Source organism: Brachyspira pilosicoli P43/6/78, assembly GCF_000325665.1.
GTDB lineage: Bacteria > Spirochaetota > Brachyspiria > Brachyspirales > Brachyspiraceae > Brachyspira > Brachyspira pilosicoli.
The window spans coordinates 1,072,193-1,089,457 of sequence record NC_019908.1; the positions used below are offsets into that span (position 1 = coordinate 1,072,193).

Consider the following 17,265-nt stretch of genomic DNA (forward strand, 5'->3'; position numbering starts at 1 on the left):
ACAAAATTTCAATTATAAAATATTTTAATAAAAATTATTATATCATTTTATATAAAATTCTAATAAATAACTTTATCATTATTACAAATAATAATATTATATATAAAATTTTCATAATACTATTGATGAATAGATAATTTAATAGTATAATATGTCTAATTTTAATATAATTGCTTTTTCTTTTATTTTAATCTAATAAAATAAATAATACTTTTTTATTTTAAAACCGGCAAATTATGTTATTTATTTCAACTATATAATTATAAATATTTAATTTTATAGTTATTTTATTTATAAAGTTTTATAACAGGAGTATTATTATGAATACTAAAGACATGAAAAAGTCAAATAAGTTTGAAAGTTTTTTAAATGTCATTGAGACAGTAGGAAACAAACTTCCAGACATCACTATTTTATTTTTAATAGCATTTTTTATAATGCTTATAGTGTCATGGATATTGTCTCATTTTACATTTAATTACTTTCACCCTACCACAGGAGAGCAAATAAAAATTATTAATATGCTTGCTCCAGCAGAAATAACAAAGTTTATAACAAAGATGACATACAACTTTATAAACTTCCCTCCTTTAGGTATCACAATTGTAGCTACACTCGGCATAGGAGCAGCTGAAGGAAGCGGATTTATTAGAATGATTCTTATAAAATTACTAGCTATTATACCAAAAAAAGCAATAGCACCAGCAATTATATTTATTTCTGTTGTAAGCCATATAACTTCAGATTCTTCTTATGTAATACTAATGCCTATAGCTTCTATAATGTTTTTTGCAGTAGGAAGACACCCATTAGCAGGAATAGCAGCTTCATTTGCAGGGCTTGCCGGAGGTTTTTCTGCAAGTTACACTCCTTCTACAATAGACCCTATAATGCAAGGCTTTACTCAAGGAGCAGCAAGACTCATAGACCCTACTTATACAGTAAATGTTTTATGTAATTATTTTTTAAGCATATCATCAACTTTTGCTGTAATTTTAGTATGTTGGTTTATAACAGATAAAATAGTAGAGCCTTTCTTATGGAAAACTATGCCTATTGATGAAGGCATTAAACCAGAAGATACAAGTATTTCTTCAATAACAAAAGAAGAAAATAGAGCCTTTAAAATAGCATTTTCTGTTTTAATATTAATGATTGTGCTTTTAGTAGTTTTACTTATTCCAGAGAACTCTTTATTAAGATCTCCAAACGGCGAATTAACTACTCCAGATGCTCCTGTAATGCAAGCAATAGTACCTATACTATTTTTATTCTTAGTAATACCTGGATATATATATGGAAAGCTTACTAACAAATTTAGAACTACAAAAGAGTTTAGTTTAGCTATGGCTGGAAGTGTTAAAAATTTAGCTTCATTTTTAACTTTTTCATTTTTCTGTGCTCAGTTTTTGTATGTATTTGGAAACTCTAATGTTGGAACATTGATAGCTATATCTGGTGCTGAGTTTTTAAAATCTTTAAATATGGCACCGCAAATAACAGTAGCAGGCATCACTTTACTTACAGCAATACTAAATTTATTAATAACTTCAGCTTCATCAAAATGGGCAATATTAGCACCAATATTTGTACCTATGCTTATGGCTGTAGGGATATCTCCAGAATTAACTCAAGCAGCATTTAGAGTAAGCGATTCTGCTATAAACGTTGTAACTCCAATGTTTGCATTCTATCCGTTAATAATTTCTTATTGTCAGAAATACTGTAATAAAACAGGTGTGGGAACATTATCTTCTATGATGCTTCCTTATAGTATAGGTTTATTAATTGTTCTTATGATAATGCTTTATATATTCTGGGGATTAAATATACCTATAGGATTTAATAGCGGCTATGTTTATCCGCCAGTTCATTAAATAATTAACTTAAAAGAGGTAAAATAATATGTTAAACGATGATATTAAAAAATTTCAAATTGACAGTTTTTTTAAATATTCTTCTATACCAAGTCAAAGCAATGCATCTTCAAAAACACTTCCAAGCTCTGAAGGACAGATGAAGTTAGCAAAAGTTTTAGCAGAAGATTTGAAAGCTTTAGGTTTAATAAATGTTGTTGTAAATGATAATTCTATTGTTACAGCATTGCTTCCAAAAAATAAAGATAATATACATTCTATTGGATTTGTAGCACATCTTGATACTGTTGATATTGGACTTACAGGAGATGTTCATGCTCAGATACTTAAATTTGAAGGCAATGATTTATGCTTAAACAAAGAAAAAAATATAATGTTTAAAGTATCAGAACACCCTGAAATAAAAAATTATATAAACAATGATATTATATTTTCTGATGGAACAAGTGTATTAGGTGCTGATAACAAAGCAGCAATATCAACAATAATGTCTGCATTAAAATATATCAAAGATAATAATATAGAGCATGGCGATATATATATAGCTTTTGTCCCAGATGAAGAGATAGGACTTCTTGGTTCTAAGCAATTAGATTTGAATGTATTTAAGCCGGATTTTGCATACACTATAGATTCATGCGAAATAGGAGAAGTAGTATATGAAACATTCAATGCTGGAAGTGCTTCTATAGAGATAGAAGGAGTAACTGCTCACCCTATGAGTGCTAAAGGTGTATTGGTGAACCCTATACTTATAGCAATAGATATAGCTAATGAATTCGATAGAAAGCAAACTCCTGAATGTACAGAAAAAAAAGAAGGATACATTTGGGTGCAAGGTATTAGCGGAAATCAGAGAAATGCTTCTTTAAAATTAAATATTAGAGACCATAACAAAAAACTCTATGAAGAGAAAAAAGCTAAGATTAGAGAGGCTGTTGAAAAACATCAAAAATTAGAACCTAGAGCAAAAATAGAACTAACTATTGAAGATGTATACGGCAATATAGCTGACTCTGTTAAAGAAGATAAGTTTCCTATAGATGTTATTTATGAGGCAATGAAAAACTTAAATATAGAAGCAAAAACTTTATCAATGAGAGGCGGTACAGACGGCTCAGCATTATCTGTAAAAGGCCTACTAACACCAAACTATTTTACAGGTGCACATAATTTCCACTCTATATATGAGTTTTTGCCTATACCATCATTTCATAAAAGTTTAGAAACTACTCTTGAAATAATAAGAATTATATCTTCAAAATAATTATAGTTTTATTAATAAAGCAATTGATTATAAATAATCTTTTGCTTTATTAGTAAATTATTTTTTATCTTGTAAGAAGTTTTATAATCTCTTCATTTTTTCCGTATTCTCTTGCATAATACAAGGCATCATAATTACCTCTTTTTATACTTTTATCAGCACCAGCATCTAAAAGCATTTTTGTCATTTCTAAATTTCCTCTATGACAAGCCCACATCAATGCTGTCATACCATACTTATTTTGAACATTAACATCGGCATTATTTTTAAGAAGTATTTTTACAGCATTAATATTGTTATAAGAAGCAGCTTCTATCAATGCAGTTTTGTTATCATAAGTTTTATAATCTACATCAGCACTATTATCAATTAACTTCTGTAAAAAAACTTCATTAGTAGAATAATTTACTGCAGTTATCAATGGAACACTATAACTAAGCAAAGTTTCTTGATTAAGATCACAAACTTTCAAACTTCTATCCAAAGAATCAGAACCATTTTGAAGTAAAATATCTGCTATATCATCATGTCCATACATATAAGCATAAATCAAAGCATTTGCATTATTTCTGTTTCTTTTATTTATATCAGCTTTATTTTCAATTAATATTTTTACAGTTTCTTTATAGCCTTTCATAGCAGCATACATTAAAGGTGTTTCTTCGTTTTCATCATCTCCGTCATAAGCTATATTAACATCGGCTTTATTTTTTATTAAGAGTTTTACCATTTCAATATTTTCTTTTCTATTATGTTCTAAAGCAGAAAATAATGCAGTTCTTCCTCTAAAGCCCTGATAATTAATATCAGCACCATAACTTAAAAGAAGTTTAACCATTTCCATATTATTATTATCAATTGCAAGTATTAATACACTATCTGTAAGATATACTGTCTCATTAACATCTGCTTTATATTTCAAAAGAAGCTTAGCCATTTCTATATTATTATCCATAACGGCAAGAGATAACAATGTAAATCCCTCATAATTACGATTATTTACATAATCATTATATTTTTTAAGAATATTTTCAGCTTCTTTAATATTGCCTTCATTAACATAATCTATTAATTTTTCAGAAACTTTGCTTTTATTATTATTTTGACCGTATAAGCACAGACTAAATAAAAATAAAATAAATATTAACTTTTTCATAATTCATAAACCTCTTTAAATTATTAAACTTTTATTTATTTTTTAGAAATATCATTACAATAGGAGCTATAAAAGAAAAAATAAATGAGTAAATTCCATAAACATAAATAAAACTATATATTTTATTATTTCCAATTATTGCTTCATTTATATTCACATTGTTTTTTAAAGTTGTTATTATAGATTTTATATTTTGTACTATTATGTATGTTAAATTAACAGCTATTATAGTATTAAGAACTGTAATAGAAACTTCATTTATTTTCACTTCAGAAATAATCACTCTGTATATGCTTGCACCTAATACTAATATATTAAATAAAAATGCTAGTATTGGAAATATTATATAAATTGCTTTTGTTATTATTCCAGCCTTATAATCAGCCCTCACAAAATATAAAGTAAATACAAATAAATATAATAATATATTATAAACTATAAAAGACTTCATATTTTCAAAAGGTCTTATAGGTTCATATAATAATGCAAAAAACAAAATAAATATTAAAAATGAATATATAAATAATAAGACTCTAGAAATATATATTGACAAAACAGTTTTAAATCTCTTTTGAATAAAGAAAAATATAAAAGGTATTATAGAAAGAACAAATATAATAGACATAAAAATGAGCTTTTCAATTAACGGTTCTAAATCACTTGCTATATTAGTTCTAAAAATAAATCTGTCATATAAAAAAACAATAAATATACAAAATACAAATGCAATAATTGCAGCTATTGCAGAAAAGAAAATTATATCTCCTAATTTAGTAAAACTATTAGATATATTATTTTTAAAATTGTTATCTGCCAAAACTATTATAATAAAAAATATTATATATGATAGTATGCTTTTATTAATCATTATATTAGACATAAAAAAATCGAGCATATTAGGTATTTCATCTTTTAACGGAGCTGAAGTAAATATACCAAGTAAAAGCACAAGTAAAAATGATAAAAAATGTTATTAATACAGTTCTTTTATTAACATTTTCAAAATTACTGTTTATACTAAATAAAAATGAATAACAAAAAAAGTAAAATACTTGAAAATAAAAACTATTAAAAATTATATTATAAATTAATTTTTCAGAATCATATGTAGTATCAAACAATAATATTTGTATATCCATAGGAATAGAAGAAAACATCATAAGAGTAAATACTAATAAAAAATATAATATCTTTTTAGTACTGTTATTAATTAATTTATTTTCAGACATATTGAGATAGCCTCTGTAGGTATATTAATGTTTGAAAGTGAATTATAAATGATAATAGAAAATTGTAAAGCATTTATGGATTATGATTATATTTTATAATTTTTTTATTGTTCTTTTTCCCGCCGCTCGCGGTGCGGACTTCGTCAAAAGAACCAAAAAGTGCAAGTGTTTTAATTTTATATGATTGAATATTTATAAAATGTAAGATTACACATATATTTTGATTCACCTAAAGGTATACTTTATTAAAATGCAGTTCTTTTGGTTCTTTTATATCAATAAAAGAACTGGGGGTGTGGTGGCTAGTCCCCACAAATTACAAGACTAAAAAATTAAAAATTGCCAAATTTAAAAATTATTACAATATAACAAAAAATTGACTATTGTTCATTTTATTGTAAAATAAAAATATAGGTTTATGGAAAACTGCTTATGGAAAAAATAATTAGAAGAATATCATTAGCTATAATATATATTTTATTAATTTCTGTTTTAGTATTATCAGTAATATTTATTCCAAAGGGATATGATTTTTATAAGTTTTGTAAGGATTATATAAATATACCATTTACAAAAGATGAATTAAATTTAGACGAAGAGAGAGTATTAAAAATATATGACAGAAACAATATTTTAATATCAACACTCTTTCCAAAACAAGGCGGTTTTTATAGTGAAGTAAAATACAACGACATATCAACAAACCTCATAAATGCAGTCATAAGTGCTGAAGACAAAAACTTTTTTAAGCATAATGCAATAGATTATAAAGCAATAATGAGAGCCTTTTTAGCTAATATAATAAGCGGCAGAGTGGTATCTGGAGGAAGCACTATTACTCAGCAGCTAGCAAAAAGCATAATACCAAGAGAGAGAACATATATTAATAAATTCTATGAAGCATTAGACGCCATAAGATTAGAAAGAAACCTATCAAAAGAAGAAATTATTACAGAATATTTAAATAGAGTTTTTTTAGGCAATAACTGCTATGGAGTGGGAGCTGCCTCTCAAGTTTATTTCAAAAAAGAGCCAAAAGATTTAAATGTAAATGAATCAGCAATACTAGCTTCAATTATAAAATCAGGCACAAAGTTTAATCCATACAAATATGAAGAGAGGTTAAATGACAGAAGAATATATGTTATAAACGAAATGAAAAATAACGGCTATATAGATGATGCAGAATATCAAAAAAATATTAATGAAAAGATAGATGTATACAACAATAAAGATGAATATACTTTCAAAGCACCGCACTTTACAATGTATGCAAAAGAATCATTAGCACAATTAAAATACAACAACATAACAGAAATAAAAACCACTCTAGACTATAAACTTCAACAAGAAGCAATAACAGTAATAAGCAATGCAAGTCAATCACTTCACACATTCAATGTAAGAAATATTTCATGCGTTATATTAAATGCTAAAACAGGTGAAATATTATCTATGATAGGCTCTATGGATTATTTTGATAAAGAAGTTGATGGGGCTGTTAATGGAGCTACTTCTTTAAGGCAAGCTGGAAGCACCTTAAAACCTTTTTTGTATGGATATTTATTTGATAAAGGTGAAACTCCTGCCTCTGTTATAGCCGATGTTAAAACTTATATAAACTCACCTGGAGGGGATTATATACCAGAGAACTTTAATCATAAATATCATGGTCCTGTTACAATAAGAGATGCACTTGCTAATTCTCTAAATATACCAGCTGTAAAATGGCTTGCAAGATACAGTATAAGAGATTTTCAAAATATATTATTAAAATCTGGTTTAAGCTCTATAAACAAAAATCCAGATTATTATGGTTATTCTCTCGTGCTTGGAAGTGCTGAGGTGAGATTAGTTGATTTGGTTTCAGCCTACACCATATTTCCAAATGAAGGCAAATTTATAAATCATTATTCTATAAAATCATTAAAAAAAGAAAATGGAGAAATAATAAATATACCCAAAAAAAGCACAAGGCAGGTAATATCAAAAGAAAGTGCCTACCTTATAACAAGCATATTATCAGACAGAAATGCAAGAATGGGTTCTTTTAGAAGCTATAGAGGAATTGTTTATCCTTTTTCTGTTGCCATAAAAACAGGTACATCAAAAGGCTCGAGAGATGCTTGGGGTATTGGATACACTAAAGACTATATAGTTGGTATTTGGCTTGGAGATTTTAAGGGAAGCGAGATGATAAATATTACAGGCGGAAACGGAGCTGTTCCTATAATATATGATTTATTTATCATGCTTAATAAAAGTCAAAAAGAAACAAAATGGAATAAGCCAGAAAATATAGTAAATAGAGATATATGTTTAATAAGCGGAAAACTAAGAGGAGAGTTTTGTAAAGAATATAGAAATGAAGAGTTTTCTAAAGAACATGTACCAACAGAAGAATGCGATGTTCATAATTTGTATATAAAAAATAATGAAGATGGAAGCATAAGCAAAAAAGTATTTGTAAACCTTCCTTCAGAATATAATGGCTGGATAAAAGAACAGCAAATAGAAACTCCAACAAGAGATTGGATAAAAGCTGATAATATTTATAATAGAACATTAACTTACAGAGAAAAAAGTGAATACTCAAAAAATATAATGATTACATCACCTACAGATAACTCCGTATATAAAATAGATTCTACCCTTCCAAAAGAATATCAAAACATATTTATAAAAACATATATACCAGAAAATATTGTCTCAGCAAATCTATACTGTGATGATAAAATTATAGCAAGCATAGAAGAATTAAAAAGCGGAAATATTAGATGGAAATTAGAAGAAGGAGAGCATAGTTTTTATATAAAAGCACTAAATAAAGAAAATCAAAACTTAAACAGTATAAAAGTAAATATATTTGTACAATAAAAAATATTATGTATATATAAAAAATATTTCCGATAATATACCAAAATGTATTATGGAGTTTTACAAATGTATAAAAAAATAATTGCTATAATATTTGTATGTGCTTTTGCTTTAAATGCCCAATATAATGCTAATTATATGGAAGTAGTATCAGTTCAAGGTGAAGTAAAAATTACATCAAAAGATATAATAGCTAAACCTGCTAATATTGGCGATTTATTATTTAGTAATGATAGATTAACATTGCAGGGAAATTCTTACTTAACTTATTATATACAAAATAATTCTTTATTTAAACTAAAACAAAATACTTCTCTAAATATAGATGAGTCATTAGATAGAAATAATAATATAAAATTCACATTATCTTCCGGAGAAATTATAGCAATTACAAAACTTGATTCAATCAATATAATTACTCCAAATGCTAATATTTCTATGAGAGGTACTGCTATAATAGCCAACAATAATGGTATAACTACTGTTAAAGTATTATCTGGTTCTGCTAAAATTAATAATAATACAGAACTTAGTACTTTTATGCAGGCTAATATATCAAATACAGAAATAACTACAGGCAATATAGTTTTGAATGCAAATATTAAAAGTTATTTAAATGAAATAATTAATATGCCTTATGCTAATAATGTTACTCAAGTAAATTTTTATAGAAGTATAGTAACTTTACCTGATAATACAGTAATCAATGTTAATCAATCTACTATAGAAAAATAAATTAAAAACTTTATATAATATTGCTATCTTCATATAACTTTTGACAAATAAAAAATATTATATATAATTATAGAAGAAAGTTATATGAAGGATACAAATGAATCCAAGAGAACAAATTGTTAATGCTGGAAAAAAGCTATTCAAAAAATATGGATTTAAAAAAACATCTATGAGTGATATTGCTTTAATGGTTCACAAATCTAAAAGCAGTATCTATCATTATTTTAAAAGTAAAGAAGAAATTTTTTTTGCCATAGCTGAAAATGAAGCATCAGATTTAAAAAGGTCTATATACGAGGCAATAAAAAAAGAAGATACCGCCGAAGCCAAAATAAGAGCATATATACTTACAAGGCAAAAGGGATATATTAAATTAGCTAATCTTTATGAGGCACTTCATAGTGAAATATTTGAAGATTTTACATTAATAGAACATATGAGAGCTAAATATCATAAAGAAGAATATGATACTATCAAAATGATATTAAGAAGCGGTGTAAAAAAGGGTTTATTTAATATAGATTTAAGACTTGCCACAGAATCAATACTAGCAATCATTAAGGGTTTTGAAATGGAGTGGGCAAAAAATAAAAATATAGAAAATAATGAAAAAGATTTAGATATCATAATTAATATTATCTTCTATGGAATAGTAAAAAGATAATTATTAATGATGAAAATACCCTATCCTATTACATATATACTTTATATTACAACAAGCTTTGCTTTTGGTATATCTATTGCATTAAAGTTTAACAGCAATTATTTTTTTTATATATCATTAATAATATCTTTTATTCTAATAGTAATATCAATAATTCTTGCTGTATGCAACAAAAATAGCTTTTTTATTTTAATAATTTCAGTATTTTTTTTGGGTTATAGTTATACAATTTCTAGATATTACAATATATTTTTATCGCCATTAAAAGAATTTAACAAAGAAATTAAAGGATATAATTGCAAAATAATAGATTATGATGGAGTGATTAATTTTAGAGACAGATATATTGCCTATGTTGATAAAGTTTATGACGGAGAGAATTGGTATAATTATGCTGGAAAAATTAGACTATATCATAACTCAGCAAAACCAATATATATAAATGATACTATTACAGTATACACAAAAATTAATCTATATAAAAATTTACTTACAAATAACATCAATATAGTAAAAGCATTAGAAAATCAAATGCTCTATGGTGTAAGCAGTATTTATCCATATATTAATTTTACTGTACAAAAAGAAGCTTTTTCAATATTAAACTTTCTAAATAGAATCGGTCTATATTTTAGAAATACAATAAAAAAATCTTTAGCTGAACATATAGAACCAATAAGCTATTCAGTTGCTCAATGCATAATTACAGGAGATAAGAATATTATACCGGCAGATATTAATCAATACTTTATAAACTCTGGAATATCTCATATATTATCAATATCTGGTCTTCATATATCTATGATACTTTTTATATTATTTACAGCATTATCTTTTTTTCCAATAAACTTTTATAACAAAATATTCATCTCTACAATCATAACTATAATAATATACCCAACTGTAAGCATATTCTCTGTTTCAATAGTTCGTTCAAGTATAATGGCTCTTTGTATATTAATATCCTACTACTTTGACAGAAACAGAAACAATGTAAACTCTCTATTTTTGGCAGCATTAATAATATTACTGATAGAACCAAACTCTATAAAAGAAATAAGTTTTCAATTTTCATTTTTAGCAACATTAGGCATAATATTATACTACCCTATTTATAATTTTTATATAATATCAAAAATTAAAAACTTGAAAATAAATACTTTTTTAAAAAATATATTTATAACCATATTAGGATTTTTGGCAATTAATATAATATCACTTATATCAATACTTCCATTAAATATATACCATTTTAAAATTTTAAATCTTAACTCAATAATAGCAAATATATTCGCTGTACCATTATCTTTTATTATACTCTCATCATCATTAATAACTATATTCACATATCAAATATTTAATAGTCTATCAATATACCCAGCAAAAACAACAGAGTTTGCTGCAAATCTTTTAATAGAATTATCTAAAGGAATTTCTGATTTTCAATACTTAAGATATAATTTTGAATTAAATATGTATATAGCAATATTTATTACTTTTGTCATTATGCTAATAGGATTATTATTAAATATAAAAATAAATAAAAGTATATAAAAAAAGTGTATTCATATTTGAATACACTTTCTAATACAATTTTTCACCTATTTTTAAGATTATTTTGCTGGAGTTAATTTAGTTAAAGCATCTTCAACAAGAGCTTTCCAAGTAGCACCAGTAACACCATCAACATAAATGTTGTTAGCTTTAATCATTTGGTCATAAGCTGCTTTAGCTCTAGCAGGACCGCTTGAATGAGCACATTTAGTCATTACAACTTTAGTTAATTTACCACCTTGAACTGTTACTTTAGCTTGGTAGTCACCTTGTTTAGTTTTGTAAGTAGCTTTGTAATTGCCCAAATAAGTACCATCAGGTATCTTAGCCAAATCAATTTGAGTTTGAGCAAAAGCTATCATACCAAATAATAATGCAATTGAACCTACAAATGCAATCAATTTAGTAGACTTCATACTTTTCTCCTATTGTATATATTTTTATTCTTATAAAAACTCATATTTAATTTAAAAGTAAAATAAAAACAAAAAAATTTACACTATTTTGTTATTTTTTTACCTTTTCTTAAATTATCTAATAAATTATCATATTCTATAGAAACCATTATATTATAGTATCTATTATCTACATAATTTGCATATTCTACTTTCACATTATTAGATATAAAACTTTTTAAATCATCATAATATTTATAATTTTGAGGCAATTCTTTTGAAAAAGCATTCTCAATTTTAACAATAGAAAGAGATAAAGCAGCATTATAAGCACTATTTTTATTTTCTTCTAATGTGGCATTATTATCACTATTTGGATAGCCTATAGAATTAATGCTAAATTTATTTTCATTAATCCAACCATTATTAAGAGTTTTAGAATTAGTATTTACAGAGCTGCAAGAATAAATAAAAAGCAATATTATAATAAAATATCTCATAACAACCTCAAGTATTTTATATAAAAAATAATCGTAAAAATTTAGTTTTTTTAATAAGATAATTTTGTATATTATTAATTTTAGTTTATAATATTACCGAGTATATAAATAATTTTCTTTATAAAAACAATTGGAATTTACTATGAAAAAATACATACCTATTTATTTTATATTAATAAGCAATTTACTATTCCCTCAAATATACACATTACAAAACAATGAAACTCTAAAGAATGCTCATATATTAAATGATACAAACTATGCTATAATCATAGAGAAAAATAACGCTAATAACCAAACATATGATATACTCTATAAAAACAGCAGATTAGAAGGATACAAAGATTCTGGTATAATAAAAGTATTACCAAATGGCACATTAGTTGCTACTATGCTAAAACCTTCTATTGGTAAAGATATGTGGGTTGTTATATACGGCAATAAAGAACAGGAATTTGATTCTATAGAAGCTTCTGCTTTTGCTGAGAACAATTCTATAATATTTGCAAGACTTATGGATTATGGTATTGCAGTTATTAATGGAGAAGCAGCAACTCAATACTCTGAATTATATGAATATGTTATAAATAATAATAACTATGCATTTTCTTATTCTAGAGACGGAGAATATTTTGTTAATATCAATGGAGAAGAAAAATCCGTTTCGGGAAAAGCAGAAAAGATGAAATATGGTATTGACGGAAGAACTTTAATGTATGTTATAAACAGTGAAGGAAGTGCTGTTATATATAATGGAAATAATGATACAGAGAGTTTTATATCTGTTGATGATTTAGCTTCATACAGCTTACAAAATCAAGCCTTTGCTGTAAAATTAATGCCTCAAATAGACACTAATTTAATAACAACAAATGATAATATGATGTCTACAAATATTAACACAAACGATACTATTCTTACAAATATATCTACTGTTACAAATTATAATCTATCTAATATAAGTGTTTATACAAATGAAGAAGGAATAACTGTAAAAGGTCAATCAAACACTATAGCATTAATGATGGTTACAAATATTATTACAAACATAGTAGAAAACACATTGAATTTCGGAGATACAAATATTATTACAAACGAATTTATAAACACAAGCATATTAATAAACAATAGAAATATAGGAGAGTTTAATTTAATTACAAATATGAGTTTTTCTCCAGACGGTCAAAGTTTAGTATTTATTAATATAGACACAAACAATATGATGCAATTATATGTTAAAGGAAATATGCTAGGTAGCTATGATAATATATATACTTATCAATATTCCAAAGACTCAAAAAACTTTGCCTATGGAGTAAGCAGCAATAATATATCTTTTATAATTTTTAATAACAAAAAAATTAATGAAGAATACAATAAAATAAATAATATATACTTCTCTGACAATAATGAATTAGTATACAACGCTTCAAAAAATGACAGAGAATATATTATATCCGACAACTTTGAAAGCCCTTCATACAACACTGTAACTTCATTTAAGTTTTATGGAGATTCTTTTGCTTTTACAGCAGAGAGACTTGGAAGAAAGTATTATTTTATATGGAATAAAGAAACAGCTACAAGAAAAGAGTTAGGCGGCTATGATTATATATCAGAAATAGATGCCTACAGCAGCGAAGCTATATCAATAGCCTCAGACGGCAAGAATGTATTTATAATAAAGAACGGTTTTATATACTGAAATAAATATATTTTGCAGTAGATTTTTTATTTTATTCAACTTTTTCCCGCAGCAAAAAGTTTTTTGTCCTTCGGACACGCTTTGCGAAAATGCAAATTGAATATTTTTATATAAAGTAAATATATAAATAATACCATATATTTTTAGCTATATTTCATAAAAATGCAGTCTTTTTGGTTCTTTGTGCCAACAAAAGAACTGGGGTGCGGGGCAAAGCCCTGCAAATAATTAAAATAAAAATATATTTTTTAACGAACTTAAAAATTTTCACTATATGCTAACAATAAAATCTTTTAAGTCTTTTGGTATTTTTGCCTTTACTTTTATACGTTCATTGGTAATTGGGTGATTAAACTCTAACATATAAGAATGAAGTGCCTGCCTATAAAAAAATCCTTCTGGTATAATACTTTTTTCTATAAAAGAATTAAAAACTTTAGGACCGTATTTACCATATATTTTATCTCCAACCATATAGAGATTCTTTGAATGAAGATGCACCCTTATTTGATGCATTCGTCCTGTGTAGAGCCTTATTTTTAGTATGGCATAATCGCCTATTTTTTTTACAGTTTTAAACTTTGTCTTTGAATATTTTGAATCTTCAACATTTTCTTTATGAAGTATTTGATATCTTCTATAAAGTTTATCGCCTACCTCTTGCATATATCCTTCAACGGTAAAAGAATCTTCTATATCTTTAGCATTCTCCACTATGGCAATATAAGTTTTTTTTATATTATTATTATTTTTATTTGCAAGCATAGCACAAAACTTTGAAGCAACTAAAGAACCGCGAGAAAGTATTACACACCCGCTCGTCTCTCTGTCTATTCTGTTAATCATATTTAAATGACATCTTAATCTCTCTTGCATAATAGTATGCAAAGTATTGTAATAATATTTTCCAGAAGGAATAACAGGCAAATTAGCAGGCTTATTCACTATAATTAAATCGCCATCATCATAAATTATCTCTATATCTTTATTTACTTCAGGCTCTTTCATATCTTTAAAATAGTATGATATCTCATCGCCTTTTGAAATAGTTCTAGTATATTTTATCTTCTCTCCGTTTACTAATACAAGCCCCTCACCTATCAAATCCTGCCACTTGTTTCTGGAATAATAAGAAAATCTGTTTCCCATATATTTATCTAATCGCATAGATTCAATATCTTCTTCGATACGGCACTTCCTTATAACAGCACCTTCATATAATTCTTTATTAGTAGAATTGAGTTTATTTTTAGATTTTTTCATAATTTGATTTTATTGATAATTATTTAAAATCTTTGTAAAGCATGCTAGGCTGAACATCAGTGTTGTTTTGATATTTACTGCTTGCATACTCTTCATATTCACCATCTATAGTGTGATAATAAAGCTGAGCAATTTCTACTTCCGGATATATTATTATAGGCTTAATGCAAAATATCTCTAATGTCCAATAACCCGCAAAACCAACATCTCCAAATCCAGCAGTAATATGTATAAATATGCCAAGCCTTCCTATAGATGACCTACCCTCTATCATAGGCACATATTTTTTTGTTTTGGTATATTCTAAAGTTCTTCCCAAATAAAGCTGATTAGGCTCTAACTGATATCCTGTTTCTGGTATAATTATTTCTTTAGTTTCATTAGGCTTCTTCATATCTAGTACATTATCTTTATATACTAAAAGTTTATTATGCAGCCTTACATTATAACTATTTGAGTTTAATTGTTTTCTGTTAAAAGGCTCTATTATAATATTTTTATTTAAATTCTTTTCTATTTCAAGTCCAGACAAAATCATTTTATTTGTACCTTATTTTTTTATATTTATTTTCTTTATTTTTCGGTATTATTATTGTATAATTTATGTATTATAAAACTATAATATGAGGTGTAAAAAATGCTATCTATAAATTATAAAAATGTATTGAGTTTTTTGCAAGAGCATGAATTAGAATATTTAGCAAGCTCAGCACAGTATGCTAATGAGCTTTTAGAAAATAAAAAAGGTGCCGGCAATGATTTTTTAGGTTGGGTTAATCTTCCAACTGAAGCTATGAAGATGGCAAAAGATATAGAAACTTTAGCAAAAGAAATAAGAGAAAATGCTGAGATTTTAGTATCTGTTGGTATTGGAGGTTCATATCTTGGAGGAAAGGCTGTTATAGAATCTTTCTTAAATCCTTTTGCTCAAGCTAAAAAAGGTAATACTCAAGTTGTATATGCTGGTCATAATATGAATGGTGAGTATTTTAAACATTTATTAGACTATTTAAAAAATAAAGATTTTTATATTAATGTTATATCAAAAAGCGGCACTACAACAGAACCTGCTATAGCTTTTAGAATATTAAAAGAATATGCTGAAAAAAGATATGGCAAAGAAGAAGCTGCAAAAAGAATAATAGCTACTACAGATAAATCAAAAGGTGCATTAAAAACATTATCTACAGAAAATAAATACAGAACTTTTGTTATACCAGATGATGTTGGAGGAAGATATTCTGTGCTTACTCCTGTTGGACTTATACCTATAGCTGTTGCTGGAATAGATATTAAAGAGTTTATAAAAGGCTTTGATTCTATGGCTAAGGCTACAAAAAAATCAGACTACAAGAAAAACCCTTCTATGCTTTATGCTATGCTAAGAAACGCACTTTACAGTAAAGGTTTTAATACAGAAATAATGGTAAACTATATACCAAGAATGCATTATATATCTGAATGGTGGAAACAATTATACGGAGAAAGTGAAGGTAAAGATAAAAAAGGAATATTCCCTGCTTCTGTAGATTTCTCTACTGATTTACACTCTCTAGGTCAATTTATACAAGATGGAAGAAGAGGATTATTTGAAACTGTTATAAGAGTAAACGAAGAAGAGATAGATTTGAAAATAAAAAAAGAAGAATCTGATTTAGACGGACTTAACTATTTAAAAGGAAAATCTTTACATCAAATAAATAAATCTGCATTAGAGGCTACTGTTTTAGCCCATGTTGATGGAGGAGTTCCTAATATTATAGTTGATATAGACAAGATTACTCCATTTACTATTGGAGAGCTTATGTATTTCTTTGAGAAAGCTTGCGGTATATCTGGGCATATGCTTGGAGTTAATCCATTTGACCAGCCTGGTGTTGAGGCTTATAAGAAAAATATGTTTGCTATGCTTGGTAAAAAAGGCTATGAGAAAATGGGAAAAGAATTAAAGGCAAGATTAAATAAATAATCTTTTGTATCAAAAAAATAAATAAAGAGGCGTTGTAATTTACAATTGCCTCTTTTTTATTAGTATAAAAATTT

13 protein-coding genes and 1 pseudogene are annotated in these 17,265 nt (G+C 26.2%); 8 read left to right on the forward strand and 6 right to left on the reverse strand.

Annotation, left to right across the window (positions count from 1 at the left end; genetic code table 11):
- Positions 1–320 precede the first annotated feature (320 nt).
- A complete protein-coding gene (locus BPP43_RS04765) occupies positions 321–1,877 on the forward strand; it encodes an AbgT family transporter (RefSeq protein ID WP_015274336.1) in 1,557 nt (518 codons plus the stop codon).
- A gap of 28 nt (positions 1,878–1,905) precedes the next feature.
- Positions 1,906–3,144: a peptidase T gene (gene pepT / locus BPP43_RS04770; protein ID WP_015274337.1), complete on the forward strand. Its 1,239-nt coding sequence runs from the start codon at positions 1,906–1,908 to the stop codon at positions 3,142–3,144.
- Between the two features lie 64 nt (positions 3,145–3,208).
- Here pepT and BPP43_RS04775 read toward each other — a convergent pair whose 3' ends face one another.
- Positions 3,209–4,300 carry an ankyrin repeat domain-containing protein gene (locus BPP43_RS04775; protein WP_015274338.1) on the reverse strand — a complete coding sequence of 364 codons (1,092 nt, stop codon included), beginning with the start codon at positions 4,298–4,300 and terminating at the stop codon, positions 3,209–3,211.
- A gap of 31 nt (positions 4,301–4,331) precedes the next feature.
- Positions 4,332–5,529: pseudogene (locus tag BPP43_RS04780) on the reverse strand (hypothetical protein).
- A gap of 432 nt (positions 5,530–5,961) precedes the next feature.
- Between BPP43_RS04780 and pbpC the strand changes: the two are divergent.
- The 4 genes from pbpC to BPP43_RS04800 all read left to right on the forward strand — a co-directional run bounded on the left by pbpC (position 5,962) and on the right by BPP43_RS04800 (position 11,359).
- Positions 5,962–8,406, forward strand: a complete 2,445-nt coding sequence (gene pbpC, locus BPP43_RS04785) for a penicillin-binding protein 1C (protein WP_015274339.1) — start codon at positions 5,962–5,964, stop codon at positions 8,404–8,406.
- A gap of 66 nt (positions 8,407–8,472) precedes the next feature.
- Positions 8,473–9,141: a FecR domain-containing protein gene (locus BPP43_RS04790; RefSeq protein ID WP_014932746.1), complete on the forward strand. Its 669-nt coding sequence runs from the start codon at positions 8,473–8,475 to the stop codon at positions 9,139–9,141.
- Positions 9,142–9,238: 97 nt separating this feature from the next.
- Positions 9,239–9,805, forward strand: a complete 567-nt coding sequence (locus BPP43_RS04795) for a TetR/AcrR family transcriptional regulator (RefSeq protein WP_013244926.1) — start codon at positions 9,239–9,241, stop codon at positions 9,803–9,805.
- Positions 9,806–9,811: 6 nt separating this feature from the next.
- A complete protein-coding gene (locus BPP43_RS04800; protein ID WP_015274340.1) occupies positions 9,812–11,359 on the forward strand; it encodes a ComEC/Rec2 family competence protein in 1,548 nt (515 codons plus the stop codon).
- Between the two features lie 59 nt (positions 11,360–11,418).
- Here the strand turns inward: BPP43_RS04800 and BPP43_RS04805 are convergent, their stop codons facing one another.
- Both BPP43_RS04805 and BPP43_RS04810 read right to left on the reverse strand, forming a co-directional pair.
- Positions 11,419–11,775 carry an FMN-binding protein gene (locus BPP43_RS04805; protein ID WP_014932744.1) on the reverse strand — a complete coding sequence of 119 codons (357 nt, stop codon included), beginning with the start codon at positions 11,773–11,775 and terminating at the stop codon, positions 11,419–11,421.
- An 83-nt stretch (positions 11,776–11,858) separates the two neighbouring features.
- Positions 11,859–12,254: a hypothetical protein gene (locus tag BPP43_RS04810; protein WP_013244923.1), complete on the reverse strand. Its 396-nt coding sequence runs from the start codon at positions 12,252–12,254 to the stop codon at positions 11,859–11,861.
- Positions 12,255–12,396: 142 nt separating this feature from the next.
- Between BPP43_RS04810 and BPP43_RS04815 the strand changes: the two genes are divergently transcribed.
- The gene (locus BPP43_RS04815) at positions 12,397–13,959 is read left to right on the forward strand and encodes a hypothetical protein (RefSeq protein ID WP_015274341.1); all 1,563 of its coding nucleotides are present in this window, start codon (positions 12,397–12,399) and stop codon (positions 13,957–13,959) included.
- 270 nt (positions 13,960–14,229) lie between these two features.
- Here the strand turns inward: BPP43_RS04815 and BPP43_RS04820 are convergent, their stop codons facing one another.
- Together BPP43_RS04820 and dcd are read right to left on the reverse strand one after the other, a co-directional pair.
- Complete coding sequence (locus tag BPP43_RS04820) at positions 14,230–15,222, reverse strand: RluA family pseudouridine synthase (protein ID WP_015274342.1); 993 nt, start codon at positions 15,220–15,222, stop codon at positions 14,230–14,232.
- Between the two features lie 19 nt (positions 15,223–15,241).
- Positions 15,242–15,760 carry a dCTP deaminase gene (gene dcd / locus BPP43_RS04825; protein WP_013244920.1) on the reverse strand — a complete coding sequence of 173 codons (519 nt, stop codon included), beginning with the start codon at positions 15,758–15,760 and terminating at the stop codon, positions 15,242–15,244.
- A gap of 99 nt (positions 15,761–15,859) precedes the next feature.
- Here dcd and BPP43_RS04830 point away from each other — a divergent pair, with 99 nt between their 5' ends.
- The gene (locus BPP43_RS04830) at positions 15,860–17,191 is read left to right on the forward strand and encodes a glucose-6-phosphate isomerase (protein ID WP_015274343.1); all 1,332 of its coding nucleotides are present in this window, start codon (positions 15,860–15,862) and stop codon (positions 17,189–17,191) included.
- Positions 17,192–17,265: the final 74 nt, after the last annotated feature.

Coding starts and splice junctions, on each gene's coding strand:
- BPP43_RS04775 (WP_015274338.1), bottom strand. CDS start 4,300: ATGAAAAAGTTAATATTTATTTTATTTTTATTTAGTCTGTGCTTATAC.
- BPP43_RS04820 (WP_015274342.1), bottom strand. CDS start 15,222: ATGAAAAAATCTAAAAATAAACTCAATTCTACTAATAAAGAATTATAT.
- BPP43_RS04830 (WP_015274343.1), top strand. CDS start 15,860: ATGCTATCTATAAATTATAAAAATGTATTGAGTTTTTTGCAAGAGCAT.
- BPP43_RS04805 (WP_014932744.1), bottom strand. CDS start 11,775: ATGAAGTCTACTAAATTGATTGCATTTGTAGGTTCAATTGCATTATTA.
- BPP43_RS04800 (WP_015274340.1), top strand. CDS start 9,812: ATGATGAAAATACCCTATCCTATTACATATATACTTTATATTACAACA.
- BPP43_RS04790 (WP_014932746.1), top strand. CDS start 8,473: ATGTATAAAAAAATAATTGCTATAATATTTGTATGTGCTTTTGCTTTA.
- BPP43_RS04765 (WP_015274336.1), top strand. CDS start 321: ATGAATACTAAAGACATGAAAAAGTCAAATAAGTTTGAAAGTTTTTTA.
- BPP43_RS04815 (WP_015274341.1), top strand. CDS start 12,397: ATGAAAAAATACATACCTATTTATTTTATATTAATAAGCAATTTACTA.
- dcd (WP_013244920.1), bottom strand. CDS start 15,760: ATGATTTTGTCTGGACTTGAAATAGAAAAGAATTTAAATAAAAATATT.
- BPP43_RS04810 (WP_013244923.1), bottom strand. CDS start 12,254: ATGAGATATTTTATTATAATATTGCTTTTTATTTATTCTTGCAGCTCT.
- pbpC (WP_015274339.1), top strand. CDS start 5,962: ATGGAAAAAATAATTAGAAGAATATCATTAGCTATAATATATATTTTA.
- BPP43_RS04795 (WP_013244926.1), top strand. CDS start 9,239: ATGAATCCAAGAGAACAAATTGTTAATGCTGGAAAAAAGCTATTCAAA.
- pepT (WP_015274337.1), top strand. CDS start 1,906: ATGTTAAACGATGATATTAAAAAATTTCAAATTGACAGTTTTTTTAAA.